The sequence below is a fragment of the Proteiniphilum sp. UBA5384 genome, from assembly GCF_002410825.1.
Lineage (GTDB): Bacteria > Bacteroidota > Bacteroidia > Bacteroidales > Dysgonomonadaceae > Proteiniphilum.
This window is the reverse complement of sequence record NZ_DHOS01000002.1, coordinates 233,006-248,695: the sequence shown is the minus strand read 5'-3', so window position 1 is coordinate 248,695 and position 15,690 is coordinate 233,006. Positions and strand designations below refer to the sequence as shown.

The following is a 15,690-nucleotide window of genomic DNA, read 5'->3' as shown; positions in this document are numbered from 1 at the left end:
GGTCAGGATAAAACGGAATTTGCATCAGAGATTAATTGTTTCTTGATTTCTGATTTTTTATTTTCATTTTCTGAAAAATAGGAGTATTCTATAGGGAATCTTAAGTGCCGAATATCAAATGGAATGTTATCTTGATTTTCATTAGGTGAACCAAATTTATTATTTAATATTCCAATAATTCTTTCTACTCCTAAAGAATTTACAGCTACGCCATATTCAAGAATTACATTATTGTTTTGGTGCGGTTTATATTTATCGCCAATGATATTTTTCAAATACTTTTTCCACCCCGGGACCCAATTGATCACAGACAAATCAGCTATAAAAATATCACAATTAGGTATTCGTTTATCTGTAATTACGCTTGCGACCGCTACCGAGCCAGATTCTCCAGTGACGCCTTCTTGAATCTCAAAATGAATATTTTGAAAATCGGGATTTTTTTTAATTTTGGTTATAGCCCCCTCGATACAATCATTTATGAAGTTTCGATTATATCTCCCGCCAGTTGTGGATTGCCATGAATAAAAAATTGTTATTTTCATGCTTTTGTTAAAATTTATAGAGTTGTTTCTAAATAGGGAGACTGGCTGTAGGTAGTCTTTATAACTTTTTCTAAACTTGAATGACTTATATTATCAGATATTTGTTTATAATAATTGATAGAGACCAATTTATTCAAGATACTCTTGCTTGTTGAGGGATTTTTTTAATCCCTTTCTCTAATGATTTTTGCAGGAATACCGCCTACAATGGTAAATGGCTGCACGTTTTTAGTTACCACACTTCCTGCGGCAACAACCGCTCCCTCTCCAATGTGAACTCCGGCGGTAATAACACAATTGGCACCTATCCACACATCATTTTCTATGATGATTTTAGCAGGAGCATGGCCGGCACCGAAGATTTTTCCTCTATTGGGTGGTATTACGTGATTTGCCGACAATATCTGGGTTCTGTAACCTACCAAAGTCCTCTCTCCAATTTCAACACCACCACCGGTGGTAATAATCACTCCCCAAGCTAAATCAACATTATGACCTAAAGATATATTTCTTGCTGGATTTATTTTTATTCCGGGATAAAAAGTGATGCCCTTTCCTATTGTAGCTCCCTGTATGCGTAAATAGTTACTTTTGATTAGATTAAAAAGTTTATGACGTGGAAGTGCAAAAACAAGAAAAGAGAGATCTTCGTAGGAGCAAACGAGGAAGTTTTTTATTTTAGCTTTCAATTTCATTATATATTTTCTCAATAAATTCGACTTGTTTCGTAACTTTTTTTTCGGGAGTATTAAACTCGTTCAACCTTTTATGACCTTTTGATATGAGATCGTCATATAGATTTTTATCTGATTTTAATGTCTCAATATTGTTTACAATATCTAATATATTATCTCTTTGAACATATAGGACAGCATCTTTACATTCAGATTTAGCCCAAGGTTCGTCGGCTATAATTAATGGTCGTTGAAAATAAAAGGCTTCAATGATATTACTGGAGAAACACTCAAGCTTACTTAATAATATCATTGCATTACTGTATTTTATAACCTGATGAACGTATTTTGCAGGAACTTTCCCTATAAAAGTAAAATATTCATTTACTTGAAAGTTATTAATTACATTGACTAGTTTTTTTTGTATTGCTGTATCATTTATATTTAAAGATAGAATAAATTTGACCATGATATTCCTCTTTTTTAAAATAGCTGCTACATGTGGAAGTATATGGATGTTCTTGTTTAAATGCCATGATGAAAGATATAGAATTTTAAAACTCTCATCTTCTTTTAAATATCCATAAGACGGGGAAGTTAATGATTCATCGAATAGAGTCACGCTCGGTTCTATATAGAATGTCTTTTCTGTTGGGTAATTAAATAGCTCTGATGCCCTAACCTGCATACTCTTATTTTCAAAAATCAACCCATTCGCTTTTAGAGTTCCTTGTAAACGTAATTTGTCTATAATATTCTTTTTCAGCCTAATTATGGGAGAATAGCCTTTCCAAAAATTAACTTCAGGAAAATATAAATTGCTGTAAACACTTCTTACTATTTGTGGAATCTTTTTTCTTGTCTGGAGTATGGGGGCATAATTATAAATTAAATCAATACCATTGTTATCGATAAATTCATCAACTTTTTTTTTATTTGTTAGCCGTTCAATATAGGAATATTTGGTGATGAGTAAATTTGATTTTGGTAGTATCTGATTGGCTAATATATGTAGTTCTGAATTTTCCCCCACATATACAAACCAATTATGATTGTAGTTATTATTCATAATTGTGATAAGGAAATTTGAGGCTACTTGTTGTCCTCCACCAGATTGTACGGGGAAAAAATTTAATAATATGTTCATTGTGTATAACCTTTGTTGCTAGTGAAGATTTGAAGATATTTTGAGCCTATGTTATTTATTGAAAAATCATTAGCTCGGGATATTTGAGTGTTACTATCGAATACGATCGACCCATCTAAAATTGAAATCATTGCTTTAGCCATTGACTTAGGATCTTTGACAGGCACCAAGATTCCGTATTTTCCGTTATCTAATATATATTTTGGTCCTCCGGAACAGGCGGTACTAACAATAGCTTTTCCGAATGATAACGCCTCTACAATGACATTCCCAAAGCCTTCAGATAATGAACTTAATACAAATATTGATGCATTTTTATAGAAAGTATAAGGGTTCTTCTGGAATCCAAAAAGAATGGTACAATCAGTTAATCCTAAATTATGAATTTCTTTCTCTAAAACAGATTTGAGGGGTCCATCACCCAGAATAATTAGGTTTATATTATCATATACCTCCCTTACTATTCTAAATGCATTAATGAGTGTTAGGTGATCTTTTACAGCATTTAAACGACCAACAGATAGAATATAAGGACAATCTAAAATAAAATTCTCATCTTCTGTACTTAGATATTGAAAGTGATCTGCATTAAAAATAGGATTTCCAATAACAATTATTTTATCTCGTAATTCAGTGATAAAAGTTTCTAAAGATTCTTTTGTATCGGGAGAATTGGCGACAACGAGATATGATGATCGAAAGGATTTTCCTAATATCTTTTCTTTAAGAAAACCATATTTTTTCTTGTCGAAAATACTGGCTTGTCTTACAATATGTTTCGTTTTTCTAAAACAGCCGATATTACAAATATAACCAATTATATTTGCTTCATCTAAAGTTGTTAATAAATAGTCTGGCTTTGATGTAATTAATATGTTGATTAGTTTTATTATTGAAATAAGTAATCTATGTACGGTGTTAAATAAATGGTTGCCAAAACGTGATTTCTTCAAGATGAACTTGACTTTAATGCTTCTATTCAATTGATTTATATATCCTTTATCAAAAGAAGTAATAAATATCACCTCAATATTATTTTCTATAAAATAATTAGCTAAATTTACAAATACACGTTCTGCACCACCTCCCAATAAAGTTGGCACATATAGTGCAACTTTTATCTTGTCACTCATATTTTTAAATTTATTATTTAATTAACGGTTAAAACCCCGCATTTTTAATGCGGCTACTTTCAGTTTGTATAAAGTTCTTTTTATCTTTGTTGTATGAGTGATTATCGCAGGAGCTCGCATACAGTAAGCAATCTAAGTGTGCATTTAGTTTGGATAACGAAATATCGCTATCACGTATTGAAGGGGGATATACAGGTTCGCTGTCGCGATCTACTGATTCAGATTTGTAATGCAGAGAATGTTCGTATTCTAAAAGGAGTAGTGAGCAAAGATCACGTACATCTTCATATAGAATATCCTCCATCCTTGAGCATAAGTATGTTTGTAAAGAAGCTGAAAGGGAGGAGTTCTCATTTGCTTCAACGCGAATTTCCTGAACTAGAGAAGCGTTATTGGGTTCAGCATTTCTGGGGAGTGGGCTATGGGGCTTGGAGTACAGGTCAAATAACAGATAGTATGGTCCAGGAATATCTGGAACATCATAAAGATCTGCCGAATACTCTGCACGATAATTGGTTATTGGAATAAAAAAGAATTTCATTCTTTTAGTTATTAAACCCATGCACTTTTAGTGCATGGTAATTTAGTTCCTTTACTTTAAACTTATTGAATACGTATAATAACATTAAATAGAAATGTATAGCTGCGTCAAAATAGGTTTGCATATATAATCCAACTATTATAGTTGCAATAATTGAAGATATAACGAATGAATAGGTACTAATTCTGTGTTTCTTTAAAGATTTAAAATAATCCCTTAATAGTAAGTAGTATATGCCATAGTATATTGGAAGTGCTAAGAATCCCATACCTAATATTAATTCAAGAGGTGTGTAATGGGTATAAGTGTAAAAACCTGTTTCACGTCCATATAATTCTCTAAAATTATTGATCCCATAACCCCAGAAAGGACTTTCGGCAAAATAAGACCAACCATATTCCTTTACAACAGCTCTTAACCCTTCGCCTACTGCACCCCCAGCGGCTCCTTCTACATGTCCACCAGAAGTAAGAGCTTTAATTGTTGCAAACGTTCTATTAGCGGATCCTTCAAGGATTTCAAACTCCAATAAGAAATAATATCCGATAAATACAAGCAAAACACTTAAAAAGAAATATTTTATTGACGATTTTATATTCAAAAAATATAGATTAAGGACTGTATATAAAATCAGTTCTATTGCAATGGAGAGAATCGATTTTTGAGACTGTGTCAAGAAAAGAAGGTATAAGTAAAGAGGAATCAGTAATAATATTATCTTTTTTTTATTAGTATGATATAGGAAGATTGTAATAGTAATTGATAAAAACATTAACAATGCTACAGGGTTCACTCCTCCATAAGGTAATTCTCTGAAAATACTTGGTTGATAATTTATTATATTATATATGACTAAAATTAATGTATTAAAAAGAAATAGATACATTAATTTGAATACATTATTTGAATTCTGTGTGTAAATATGAATAAAGAACATAATGAAAAGAACAGAAAAAATTTTCCATAATACATCGAGACTATATTGCATATTGATTGCATAAAAACTGGATAAAAGAGCCATAATGCATAAGAAAAAATACAATCTAATAATATTGGGTATTCTTTCTATTTTAATTTTTCTTCTGAAGAATAATACTCCTAAAATAGCAAAAGTAGAAATAGCAAATAATAATAACCCGGCTTTCTCACCTGAAAGTATTCCTACAAAAACGATACTTGAGACTAAAGTAAAAGCAAAAATATCTTCTAGTTGTATTTTTTTGATTTTCATTTATATAGAGAAGTATTTTAACAAGAGATTTATATGTCCATTAATCCTAGTAAATTTATCATATATATCGTCACATTTATTCTGATCATAGCCGGAAATAGACTGGTGATTTTTTGTTAAAAGATAATCATATACCTGCTCAACATCAAAATTTACATCTTCGTGCTTATTTTGAAATAAGGTGACCAAATCCTGAATATTATTTATTTTATATACACCATTTTGAAAGTCTCTATAACTTGAATATCCAAATACTATGACCGGCTTTTTGCGTATCAAAGATTGAATCCCAACTGTTCCGGTAATAGTTACAACAAACTGAGAAGAGTCTATTAAATTAAATGTGTCAGTTTCTATCGGCAATAACTTTACATTTGATAGGTTTGATATAGTTCTGTAAAAATTTGGATTTCTGTATTTAATATCATATTTGCCAGTAAATGTAGATGGATGCTCTTTAATATATAGAACCCAATCCTTAGGCAGAACTAAAGACAGATGTCTGATTATTAGCCATTGTTGAGAGTAAAACCCACCTTCAGGCATTGAAGTCCTTTCTGGCTGATAATGAAGAAAGAAAATAATATATTTTTGTGAATAATTAGGAACAGTCGTCAAGGATTTATATGCACAGTAGAGTTTATATTTATATAATAGAGTCAATAGCTTTTTTGGCTGCTTAATGCCATCTTTCAATTCTTTTTTCCATGACCAATATTTGCCTCCTCTCGTTTGAATTCTCTTTTTTTCGTAGCTTGGTAATGCAATATCATAATTAGCATTATTCATCTCCCAAAATTGTTGAAAAATATTTTTATCTGCTTCATTTATTTCGATTTTTTCATTTGAAAATATAGGTATTTGCTTATCTAATCCTTCAACAACCCAAAACCTCCAAGGGAGTGGAGATGTTTGAATCATATGCACTTTTATTTGTAAAAATTCAGCTGTTTTGGCCAATATCCATGAAGAAAGATTATGAGGAGTTGCCTGAAAAAAAAGTATATCTGGTTTGATTCTTTGTAAAAGATCTAAACTATTATAAATTAGTATTTCAATCTTCTGTATTCCATTAAATAGAGAGTTCCATCCGAAAATTTTCGTTACTCTCTCGTAAATAAGTAAGGTTCTGTGGTCATTTATAATCCCTTGAAGTAAGGAAGTATAATCATTTTTTAAATTTGGATTTTTATTTATAGATTCAATTGTATGTAATTGATAATAAGATATTAGTTCGCACTTTGACTCCAATTCTCCCCAATCATTTTTTCGGGGATTATCATTAATAATAATTAATTTATTGTTGGCGAGAAATGTATTAATACATTCTCTTAAAGGGGAAAAAGGAATGATACCGGGATCTAATAATATTTGTCGTTTCATAAAAATATTAATCAAGTTTAGTTGGTTTTATTCTCCTTAGATTTTCTATCAGAAAATCTCTATTCAATTTATTAAGTCCCATAAACCAATATAAAGGTACAATTAATAACAAATAAAAAAATGCATATAAAAATAAATTGAACCATTTGTCAACCATGATATATTGTGATAAGTAGGTAGAAATACCCAAGATAAACAATGAAAATAATGATATCCGTGAAAAAAATAAATTAGGAATAAAATTACTCCCGTTAACTATATCTTTGGCAATACTTGAAAAGATGACCATTCTTAATAATAGCCCTATTATTAATGAGATCAATAATCCAATTATATGAAATTGGGGAATCAGTATGATTGACATTATTATAGTCATTAATGCTGATATTGCTGAAATAATGATTTTCTTTTTTAGATTCAGATTCATTGTAATAATTGAATCATCAATGGAATACAGTGATTTTAAAAGAGCAAGCAATACAATCAAAAAAGTTTCATAAGATCCTGCAAAATAATCTTGATTTGTCCATAAACCAATAAAGGATCTGTTTAATAGTATAATAACTGAACCAAATATACCTAAAACAAACCAGTTCATTATTATCATCGACTTTCTGAAATATATAATCTTATCAAATTTATTTTCTCCTAAAAAGCGAGTAATACCTGGAACAATTGCTCCTTGGCCGCTCCTATAAATGCTCGATACGGCTTGTATGGTAAATCGAGAGATTGTATACATAGTAACATATTGAGCACTTGCGAAATATCCAAGGAGAATTAAATCTATTGATTCATTTAATAAATTTACAATTTTGTCAATCATAAACCAACCACTAAGTTTTGCAAAGCTCATAATTTGATTGAACCGTACTTTTACGAAGCCGAACCAAGGAACTATTTTTTTTACAATCAAAGCAAAAGTTAATCCAGTTGCTAATGCTATAAAAACATTGACTATTGCTAAGCCATCGATGCTAAAACCGCAACTAAGTAAAATAAAAGTGAAAACCCCTCCAAGAATTGTAATAATAGACCTGATACCTAATCTTTTATACGATAGATTCATGCCATGAAGTACGGATTCGAATAAAAAAAAGATTTGCGTAATAATAAAAGCCAATACCATTATGGCTGAGGTTTTTCTTACTAAGAAAAAATCTTCACTAGAGACTTTTGTTATATATGGTACATAATAAACTATAATCGCTCCAGTGATTAAGTACAAAGGCAGGAAGATGAAATTCGTGTAAAGAGAAGAAGATACCGATTGTTTCAGTTCGTATTCCGACTTTGTTGTTCTGTCTTTTGCTATAATCCACTTAAGAGCTGTCGCAGCTCTTAAGTCTGTTGTAGCTAAATAACTATTTAATTGATTTATAATTTGCCATATTCCGTAGTAGAAACCTCCTAAAAAAGAGATGATGAATGGATCTATGATAAAACGGACAATTAATTTAACTATGGTGTCTATCCATGCTGTTACAGAGTTTAGATAAGCCCGTTGTCTTATATTTTCTTTTTTATTTTGAGTTTCCATTCTTATCACCTTATACCTTAAAAGATTGTTAGTCTATTAAATTAAATTCTAATGATGTACCCTTTTCAACATTACAATTCATTTTTTTTCCTAAAATCTCTTTATAATATTTCGGATGTAATCCGAATCCCGGACGAATTGAGCGCACATTTTTTTCGGTAATAATTTCTCCCGCTTTTATATCTTCCACCACATATAATGATCGGCTGAAAGCACGATTGCTTTTCTGCTTCTCCGTTAGGATATAATCTATTTTTCCTATTGCTTTTTCTGCATCTCTTATAGCTTTAACCATTTCTGTAAATTCTTTTTCATTCATGGAAAAGCTTGCGTCAGGCCCACCTATTGATCGATCAATGATGAAATGCTTCTCTATCATTGTTGCTCCCAATACCGTTGCAACTATTGGAGCGGTACTTCCGATCGTATGATCTGATAAACCGGCTTTAACATCAAAACGTTTAGCTAAATCTTGAATCATAGTCAAATTTGCCTCCTCAATGGGGGCAGGATAGGATGAGGTACACTTTAGCAAAGTTATATCATTATTTCCTACAGCACGACAAGTATCCACTGCCAACTGGATATCTTCTTCCGTTGCGATGCCGGTAGAGATAACCATTGGTTTTCCTTTTGATGCAGCGTACTCAATTAAAGGGATATCAGTAATTTCAAAAGAGGCAATTTTATAGATAGGATTATCCAATGATTCTAAAAAGTCAACAGCAGTCTTATCAAAAGGAGATGAAAAGCAGATAAGTCCTTCTTCTTTGGCTGCCCGAAATAATTCTTCATGCCATTCCCAAGGGGTATACGCCTCTTTATACAAGTCGTAAAGGTATCGATCTTCCCATATCGTTCCTTTAATTCTAAAATCGTCTTTCTTGCAGTTTATCGTAATCGTATCAGCCGTGTAAGTTTGTAATTTTATTGCATCTGCTCCTGTTCTTTTTATAACTTTAATCGATTCTACGGCAGTTTTAAGACTTCCATTATGATTGGCAGATAATTCTGCAATAATAAATACTTTATTTTCTTTTATATTTGTACTCATATGCATCTATATCATTTATCTTTATATTTGTATTATAAATGAATCCCGCTTTTTCAAAAGACTTTATGGATGGGAAATTTTCTTTTTTTATATACGCAATAATGGGTAATTGTGTTTGATCTGTAACTATTTCACATGCTTTACTAAGGAATTTTGAAGATAGTCTCTTACCTCTCTGTTTTTTATCAATCGTTATTCCTATAATCAACTTATCTTCTTTTATATCAAAACGTACTAAGCCTGCAGGTTCCCCATTGAATTCACATATATAGTAGCATGCATTCTTATCAATTAATTTTTTATCAAACCAAGCAGAATGGTTATTATACGGAATTTCATTAGAATTGAAAGAGTTGAATCTAGTTTGTTCTTCGTTAGCCCATTCAAATATTAGGTTCTTATCTTCTCGTTGTATTTTTCTTAATGTTAATTGATCGTTTATAATGCTGTGAATTACAACATCTTTAAATTCGTCATTAAATAAACAATGTTCTTTTAAAACAGCTTCTTTTATATATCCACAATCTTCTAACACCTCGTACAAATGTGGACGTAAATCAAAAGCGTAAGTGAAAAGCTTATGGAATTTCAATTCCGTAAAGGCAACCTTTTCTATTAAATCAAGATAAATACTCCAGTGTTTATTGAATTCTTCCTTTTCCCGTCGAGTATCAATAATAAAAGATACTTCTGCATTCTTATCTATCCAATTAATATGTACCAATCCACCATAACCAATGCACTTTTCCCCTTCAAGATAGGAGAATAGGATTTGATCTGGCTGCTCTTGGTCAAATAATTTAGAAATGACATTCGTGAAATAATTATCCTGATCTTCTGTTGTAAGGGGTTTAGATTGGCGCAAATGGTATATCTGCTCATTCCGCCATCGCATGATGTCAAAGCGGTCTTCCATCCGTATGGGCACCAATGAATAGATCCCTTCTGTATATATTCGGTTATTTAAGATTTTGTAAGAGTCCATATTTCATTTCAGCCATTTGCCAATCTATTATAGTATCAATGTCTTGTACCTCTGATTCTGAGAGTACTATGGATTTTGAATTATCGGTAAAAAGAGAATCCGACACTTTCTTGGGATCGTACCAATACCATTGTCCTGCATCATGAAATACTTTTTCTAAATCTTGCGATCTTGAATTCGAAAATTCAGGCCAAACCATTTCTGTTTCTCCCGCTTCATTTATTTTCAATCCTCTCCATACAGGATAATTGAAAGCTACGATTGGATAAACTGATGTAAGGTGTTCCTCTTTCAATAAAGTGTATCCTGTATTTAAATGCTCCTTACTAATAAAAGGGGCGGTCGCATAGACGCAACAAATATAATCAAATTCTTTGTTGAAAATGGTCTTATACATCCCTTCTACTTCTTTTAATACATCCATTGTTGTAGCATAATCGTTGGATGTATTCTCTGTCCGCATAAAAGGAACTTTTGCCCCATATCTTATCGCAATATTAGCTATTTCTTGATCGTCCGTAGAGACCATTACTTCATCGAATAAATTAGATTGTAACGCAGACTGGATAGAATAAGCAATAATGGGTTTTCCTCGAAAATCTTTTATGTTTTTTCGGGGAATACGCTTGCTCCCTCCTCTTGCCGGTATGATAGCTAAATTTTTCACTTTGCGTAAAATTCGTCAATTTTATTAATCACATACATTTGTTCCTCTTCTGTGAGGGTAGGGAACATGGGCAGACTCAAACAGTGTTTGTAGTAAGTTTCCACAGATGGTAAATCTCCTTCTTTATATCCCAAATTGCGATAATAAGGCATCAGGTGGGCCGGTATATAATGTATTTGAGCGAAGATGTTATTTTTGCGCAAATAATTATACAAGTTCAACCTGTCTTTTACTTCCACTACATATAAATGATATGCATTTCCCTCCACATCGCCGGATTGACCTAAAATATAGGATTTACCCTCAAATGCTTTGTTATAATTTTGCGCAATTTCGTGACGACGCTCCAATCCTTTATCGGCACGTTTCAATTGGCTTATGCCAAGGGCCGCCTGAAAATCGGTAAGTCGATAATTATATCCAAGATCCTGCATCTCCATATACCATCCGGGATACTCGGATTCGTCTTTATATCCGCCAGTTGCGAATTCGATACTGTTTGTATAAGGAAATGCCGGGCTTCCTTTTGTAATGCCATGAGTACGGTAAAGCAACAATTTATTGTACAAATCCTCATCATTAGTGGTAATCATTCCACCCTCACCACAGGCAATGTGTTTCACAGGATGAAAAGAAAAAATGGCCAGATCGGCATATTTCCCGTTGCCGCAAAATTGTTTGTCATTATTGGAATCAATGAAATAGCCGCCGGGCGCATGGCAAGCATCTTCCAAAATCCAAAGGCCGTATTCGTCTGCCAGTTTTCTGAATTCTTCCAGATTCACAGCTCTTCCGGCAAAATCTACAGGGATAATCCCTTGGTAAGTTCCTTTAGGAGATGCTTCCAGCATTTTTTTTACCGCGTCGATATCTAAAAGATAAGTAGCCGGATCGATATCTGCAAATACAACCTCTCCTCCACAATATCGCACACAATTAGCTGAAGCTACAAAAGTAAGTGGAGTTACAATGACTTTGTCTCCCGGTTTTACAGTAAGAGCCATTGCGGATAGATGTAATGCTGCCGTGCCATTTGCAACCGCAACAGCATAGTTACATCCGATATAGTCTGCAAATTTATCCTCAAATTCCTTGATTTGCGGTCCTTGTGTGAGGTAGTCGGAACGTAATGCGGCATTTACAGCTTCAATATCTTCTTCTGTAATATGCTGGCAACCGTAGGGTATAGGTTTTTGTGTCATTCTGCAACGAAATTAGGATCAAGGTATTGTTTTATTTTTTCACGAATTGTGTCAACCGTTTCCCATTCTTCATTCTCCCCTGAATTATAGCTAAATCCGACAGGTACCGGCTTAGCATTAAAATGTTTTATATAGTCGTCGACATTCCAAGTGGGTATTTGAGGAAGAATGGTATAGTAGGTTCCAAGATCATACGTATGAAATGAGTCGGAAGCCGTGATCATCTCCTCATGAATTTTTTCTCCGGGCCTTATTCCAACTACTTTTGTTTGGCAATTAGGTGCAACCGCTTCGGCTAATTCCATGATTTTATAGGATGGAATTTTAGGGATAAAAATTTCACCGCCCCACGCGTTTTCCAAAGCAAACAAAATCATGTCGATACCCCCTTCGATAGGGATATTAAAACGTGTCATATTCGGATCGGTAATTGGTATTACTCCCTCTTTTTTCTTGTTTATAAAGAAAGGGATAACCGATCCATTCGAACCCATTACATTTCCGTAGCGTACCACCGAAAACTTAATAGGATTGGCACCTTTTATATTGTTCGCAGCTACAAATAATTTATCGGATGCCAGTTTGGTGGCTCCATATAAATTTATAGGCGCACAAGCCTTATCGGTAGATAGTGCCACCACATTTTTAACTCCACTGGCAAGGCATGCATCAATAACGTTTTGAGCACCTCCGATATTGGTTTTTACACATTCGTCCGGATTATATTCGGCAATATGAACATGTTTCATCGCCGCGGCATGAATGACATAATCTATGCCATTCATTGCACGGGTCAATCGTTCCTTATCCCTGACATCTCCTATAAAAAATCGAATCTGAGGATATTTTGAGACCGGATACTCCTGATTCATAATGAACTGTTTCTGTTCATCACGTGAATATATTACCAATCTTTTTACGTTTGGCCACTTTTTAAAAATAGTCTTGGTCAATGCTTTACCTAATGATCCAGTACCACCGGTTATAAGAATGCTCTTAGCATTTAAATCTAACATTTATTTTTTATTTTATAAAGTTTAACCACTTAATTCTACCTATCATTCCAATCTTGTTTTATTGACTTTAATTGTATCCATTAGAAATTGCAATCTTCGTAAATAATAAAATCATAATTTGACTTGGTCCTGCATGCCTCTTCCTTTATATTCCGTTGAATATTCTTGCAATTTCAATATCAGTTCCACTATCCTTTCTGCTGCCTTTCCGTCCCACAATTCGGGTATCCCTCCTTTTTTCCAACTACCGGCAAAGAGTTTCTCCAATGTGGGTTTTATGGCGGTTGGATTGGTGCCAATCAATTCGTTAGTGCCAATGGTGCAGGTTTCAGGCCGTTCGGTATTATCCCGCAAAGTAATACAGGGAATACCCATCACGGTGGTCTCTTCCGTAATTCCACCAGAGTCGGTAATGACCGCTTTTGCATGTTTCACCATATAATTAAATTGTAAATACCCCATGGGATCGACAATAAACAGGTTGTCGGCTTCAATTCCCAACTCCGAAAATATCTTCGCTGTGCGGGGGTGGATTGGGAAAATAACCGGAAGTCCATATACATTGTCCACAATTTCCGTCATCAGGGTCTTTAACTTCCCGGCTTCATCCACATTGGCGGGACGATGTAGGGTAAGCATGAGATATTCCTTTTCTTTTAACGAAAGAGCATCAAATATGGCAGGTTTGACCAACCGATTTATATTGGCGAGCAGGGTATCGATCATCACATTGCCCACAAAGAATATCCGATCGTCCTTTACGCCTGTATTGCGGAGGTTCTGACCGGCCAATTCGGTAGTGGTAAAATAATAATCCGCCAGACAGTCAGTCACCATCCGGTTGATCTCTTCGGGCATGGTCAGATCCCATGAACGGATTCCCGCCTCGATATGGGCTACTTTGGTGTTCAGCTTCTTTGCCACGATAGAACATGCCATGGTGGAAGTGACATCTCCCACCACCACAACTAAATCGGTGGGATTAGCCATCAACTCCTTTTCAAAGGCTACCATAATCCCGGCTGTCTGCTCCGCCTGGCTTCCTCCTCCTATACCGAGATTCACATCAGGTTTCGGAATATTCAACTCTTCGAAAAAGGTATCGCTCATATTCTTGTCGTAGTGCTGCCCGGTATGGACAAGGCGGTACGATATCTGCTTACCTTCTTTTTGAACTTTTTCTATGGCATGAATAACTGGGGCAATTTTCATAAAGTTAGGTCTTGCTCCTGCTATAATTGTCAATTTCATAGATTTTTTATTGTTATAGTCTTTCATTCGCAATTTCCTGCAATACTCCTTTCACATCATAGACCACCCCTTCCGGTTTCAGATATTGTTTCCAATCGACATCCAGGAATTCATTATGTGCCACAGTCAATACAATGGCATCATATTTCTTTTCCGGGGACAATTCTTTTAACGATTCGACTCCATATTCATGTGTCACCTCATCAGGATTTGCCCAAGGGTCATATACTGTCACCTCAATACCATACTCTTCCAAGTTTTTCACCACATCCACCGCTTTGGTATTACGCACGTCGGGGCAGTTTTCCTTAAAGGTGATCCCCAACACAAGGAGATTGGCCGCCTTTACACACATCCCTTTTTGTATCATGCACTTCACGACCTGTGATGCTACGTACTCTCCCATAGTATCGTTCATCCGCCGTCCGGCCAGGATAATCTCGGGGTGATAGCCATATTCCTGTGCCTTTTGCGCCAGGTAATAGGGATCGACACCGATACAGTGCCCACCTACCAATCCGGGTTTGAATGGCAGGAAGTTCCATTTGGTGCCCGCCGCTTCCAATACTTCGTGGGTATCGATACCCATGCGGTTAAATATTTTTGCCAGTTCGTTCACAAAAGCGATATTGATATCGCGTTGCGAGTTTTCAATTACCTTGGCTGCCTCGGCCACCTTGATGGTGGGAGCCAAATGGGTGCCGGCTGCAATTACAGACCGATAGAGTTCGTTTACTATCTTTCCGGTTTCGGGTGTAGATCCGGAAGTCACTTTCTTGATTTTTTCGACCGTATGTTCCTTGTCGCCCGGATTAATACGTTCCGGTGAATAGCCTGCAAAGAAGTCTTTATTGAATACCAAACCGGAGGTCCTTTCCACCACAGGAATACAATCTTCTTCGGTGGCTCCGGGGTAGACGGTGGATTCGTACACCACTATATCACCTTTGCCAATCACCTTGCCCACCGTCTCACTGGCTTTTATCAGCGGTGTGAGATCGGGACGGTTATTCTTGTCCACCGGCGTGGGGACAGTGACGATATAGATATTGGCTTCCCTGATATCATCAAGATTACAGGAACAATAAAGGCCCTTATGATGGTTGTTGAAAGGATTTTCCTTTACCAAAGCGGATTGAAGGATGTCATCTTCTACCTCCAAGGTCAGATCGTGTCCTTCCATCAATTCACCTACCCTTTTCCGGTTAATATCGAAGCCCACCACAGGATATTTCGTGGCAAACAAGCGGGCCAGAGGCAAACCTACATAACCCAGGCCGACTACGGCAATTGTATACTCTTGCATATATATAGTTTATTT

At 34.9% G+C, this 15,690-nt stretch carries 14 protein-coding genes and 1 pseudogene; 1 reads left to right on the top strand and 14 read right to left on the bottom strand.

All coding sequences use genetic code 11. The annotated features are described in order from the left end of the window. Nucleotides 1-2: 2 nt before the first annotated feature. The 4 genes and pseudogenes from B4G81_RS02035 to B4G81_RS02020 form a co-directional block, all read right to left on the bottom strand. Nucleotides 3-545, bottom strand: a complete 543-nt coding sequence (locus tag B4G81_RS02035; RefSeq protein ID WP_294079559.1) for a hypothetical protein — start codon at nt 543-545, stop codon at nt 3-5. A gap of 170 nt (nt 546-715) precedes the next feature. After that, nucleotides 716-877: pseudogene (locus tag B4G81_RS15260) on the bottom strand (DapH/DapD/GlmU-related protein); the annotation flags it as partial. A 346-nt stretch (nt 878-1,223) separates the two neighbouring features. Then, entirely contained in the window at nt 1,224-2,366 is a 1,143-nt protein-coding gene (locus tag B4G81_RS02025; RefSeq protein ID WP_294079555.1) for a glycosyltransferase, read from the bottom strand. Next, nucleotides 2,363-3,499, bottom strand: a complete 1,137-nt coding sequence (locus B4G81_RS02020; RefSeq protein WP_294079553.1) for a glycosyltransferase — start codon at nt 3,497-3,499, stop codon at nt 2,363-2,365. The genes B4G81_RS02025 and B4G81_RS02020 overlap by 4 nt, the downstream gene beginning before the upstream one ends. A gap of 93 nt (nt 3,500-3,592) precedes the next feature. Here B4G81_RS02020 and tnpA point away from each other — a divergent pair, with 93 nt between their 5' ends. After that, nucleotides 3,593-4,027, top strand: a complete 435-nt coding sequence (gene tnpA / locus B4G81_RS02015; RefSeq protein WP_294079551.1) for an IS200/IS605 family transposase — start codon at nt 3,593-3,595, stop codon at nt 4,025-4,027. A gap of 17 nt (nt 4,028-4,044) precedes the next feature. Here the strand turns inward: tnpA and B4G81_RS02010 are convergent, their stop codons facing one another. From B4G81_RS02010 to B4G81_RS01965, 10 genes are all read right to left on the bottom strand, one after another. Beyond that, entirely contained in the window at nt 4,045-5,271 is a 1,227-nt protein-coding gene (locus B4G81_RS02010) for an O-antigen ligase family protein (RefSeq protein WP_294079549.1), read from the bottom strand. Beyond that, nucleotides 5,272-6,654 (bottom strand): hypothetical protein, encoded by a 1,383-nt coding sequence (locus B4G81_RS02005; RefSeq protein ID WP_294079547.1) that lies wholly within the window; start codon nt 6,652-6,654, stop codon nt 5,272-5,274. 7 nt (nt 6,655-6,661) lie between these two features. Continuing rightward, nucleotides 6,662-8,194, bottom strand: coding sequence for an oligosaccharide flippase family protein (locus tag B4G81_RS02000; RefSeq protein ID WP_294079545.1), 1,533 nt, complete (start codon nt 8,192-8,194; stop codon nt 6,662-6,664). 28 nt (nt 8,195-8,222) lie between these two features. Continuing rightward, a complete protein-coding gene (gene pseI / locus B4G81_RS01995; protein WP_294079543.1) occupies nt 8,223-9,248 on the bottom strand; it encodes a pseudaminic acid synthase in 1,026 nt (341 codons plus the stop codon). Then, nucleotides 9,223-10,164 carry a GNAT family N-acetyltransferase gene (locus B4G81_RS01990; RefSeq protein WP_294079541.1) on the bottom strand — a complete coding sequence of 314 codons (942 nt, stop codon included), beginning with the start codon at nt 10,162-10,164 and terminating at the stop codon, nt 9,223-9,225. Before B4G81_RS01990 ends, pseI begins: the two co-directional genes overlap by 26 nt. A 43-nt stretch (nt 10,165-10,207) precedes the next feature. Further along, on the bottom strand, nt 10,208-10,900 hold the full coding sequence (pseF, locus tag B4G81_RS01985; RefSeq protein ID WP_294079539.1) for a pseudaminic acid cytidylyltransferase: 693 nt from the start codon (nt 10,898-10,900) through the stop codon (nt 10,208-10,210). After that, entirely contained in the window at nt 10,897-12,102 is a 1,206-nt protein-coding gene (gene pseC, locus B4G81_RS01980; RefSeq protein ID WP_294079537.1) for a UDP-4-amino-4,6-dideoxy-N-acetyl-beta-L-altrosamine transaminase, read from the bottom strand. Before pseC ends, pseF begins: the two co-directional genes overlap by 4 nt. After that, nucleotides 12,099-13,118: a UDP-N-acetylglucosamine 4,6-dehydratase (inverting) gene (gene pseB, locus B4G81_RS01975; protein WP_294079535.1), complete on the bottom strand. Its 1,020-nt coding sequence runs from the start codon at nt 13,116-13,118 to the stop codon at nt 12,099-12,101. The genes pseC and pseB overlap by 4 nt, the downstream gene beginning before the upstream one ends. Before the next feature lie 111 nt (nt 13,119-13,229). Then, nucleotides 13,230-14,369, bottom strand: a complete 1,140-nt coding sequence (wecB, locus tag B4G81_RS01970; RefSeq protein ID WP_294079533.1) for a non-hydrolyzing UDP-N-acetylglucosamine 2-epimerase — start codon at nt 14,367-14,369, stop codon at nt 13,230-13,232. Between the two features lie 13 nt (nt 14,370-14,382). Next, nucleotides 14,383-15,675 (bottom strand): nucleotide sugar dehydrogenase, encoded by a 1,293-nt coding sequence (locus B4G81_RS01965; protein WP_294079530.1) that lies wholly within the window; start codon nt 15,673-15,675, stop codon nt 14,383-14,385. Between the last annotated feature and the right edge of the window lie 15 nt (nt 15,676-15,690).

Bases quoted from the DNA above. Each gene is read 5' to 3' on its own strand.
- B4G81_RS02035 (WP_294079559.1), bottom strand. From the start codon at position 545: ATGAAAATAACAATTTTTTATTCATGGCAATCCACAACTGGCGGGAGA.
- B4G81_RS02025 (WP_294079555.1), bottom strand. From the start codon at position 2,366: ATGAACATATTATTAAATTTTTTCCCCGTACAATCTGGTGGAGGACAA.
- B4G81_RS02020 (WP_294079553.1), bottom strand. From the start codon at position 3,499: ATGAGTGACAAGATAAAAGTTGCACTATATGTGCCAACTTTATTGGGA.
- tnpA (WP_294079551.1), top strand. From the start codon at position 3,593: ATGAGTGATTATCGCAGGAGCTCGCATACAGTAAGCAATCTAAGTGTG.
- B4G81_RS02010 (WP_294079549.1), bottom strand. From the start codon at position 5,271: ATGAAAATCAAAAAAATACAACTAGAAGATATTTTTGCTTTTACTTTA.
- B4G81_RS02005 (WP_294079547.1), bottom strand. From the start codon at position 6,654: ATGAAACGACAAATATTATTAGATCCCGGTATCATTCCTTTTTCCCCT.
- B4G81_RS02000 (WP_294079545.1), bottom strand. From the start codon at position 8,194: ATGGAAACTCAAAATAAAAAAGAAAATATAAGACAACGGGCTTATCTA.
- pseI (WP_294079543.1), bottom strand. From the start codon at position 9,248: ATGAGTACAAATATAAAAGAAAATAAAGTATTTATTATTGCAGAATTA.
- B4G81_RS01990 (WP_294079541.1), bottom strand. From the start codon at position 10,164: ATGGAAGACCGCTTTGACATCATGCGATGGCGGAATGAGCAGATATAC.
- pseC (WP_294079537.1), bottom strand. From the start codon at position 12,102: ATGACACAAAAACCTATACCCTACGGTTGCCAGCATATTACAGAAGAA.
- pseB (WP_294079535.1), bottom strand. From the start codon at position 13,118: ATGTTAGATTTAAATGCTAAGAGCATTCTTATAACCGGTGGTACTGGA.
- wecB (WP_294079533.1), bottom strand. From the start codon at position 14,369: ATGAAATTGACAATTATAGCAGGAGCAAGACCTAACTTTATGAAAATT.
- B4G81_RS01965 (WP_294079530.1), bottom strand. From the start codon at position 15,675: ATGCAAGAGTATACAATTGCCGTAGTCGGCCTGGGTTATGTAGGTTTG.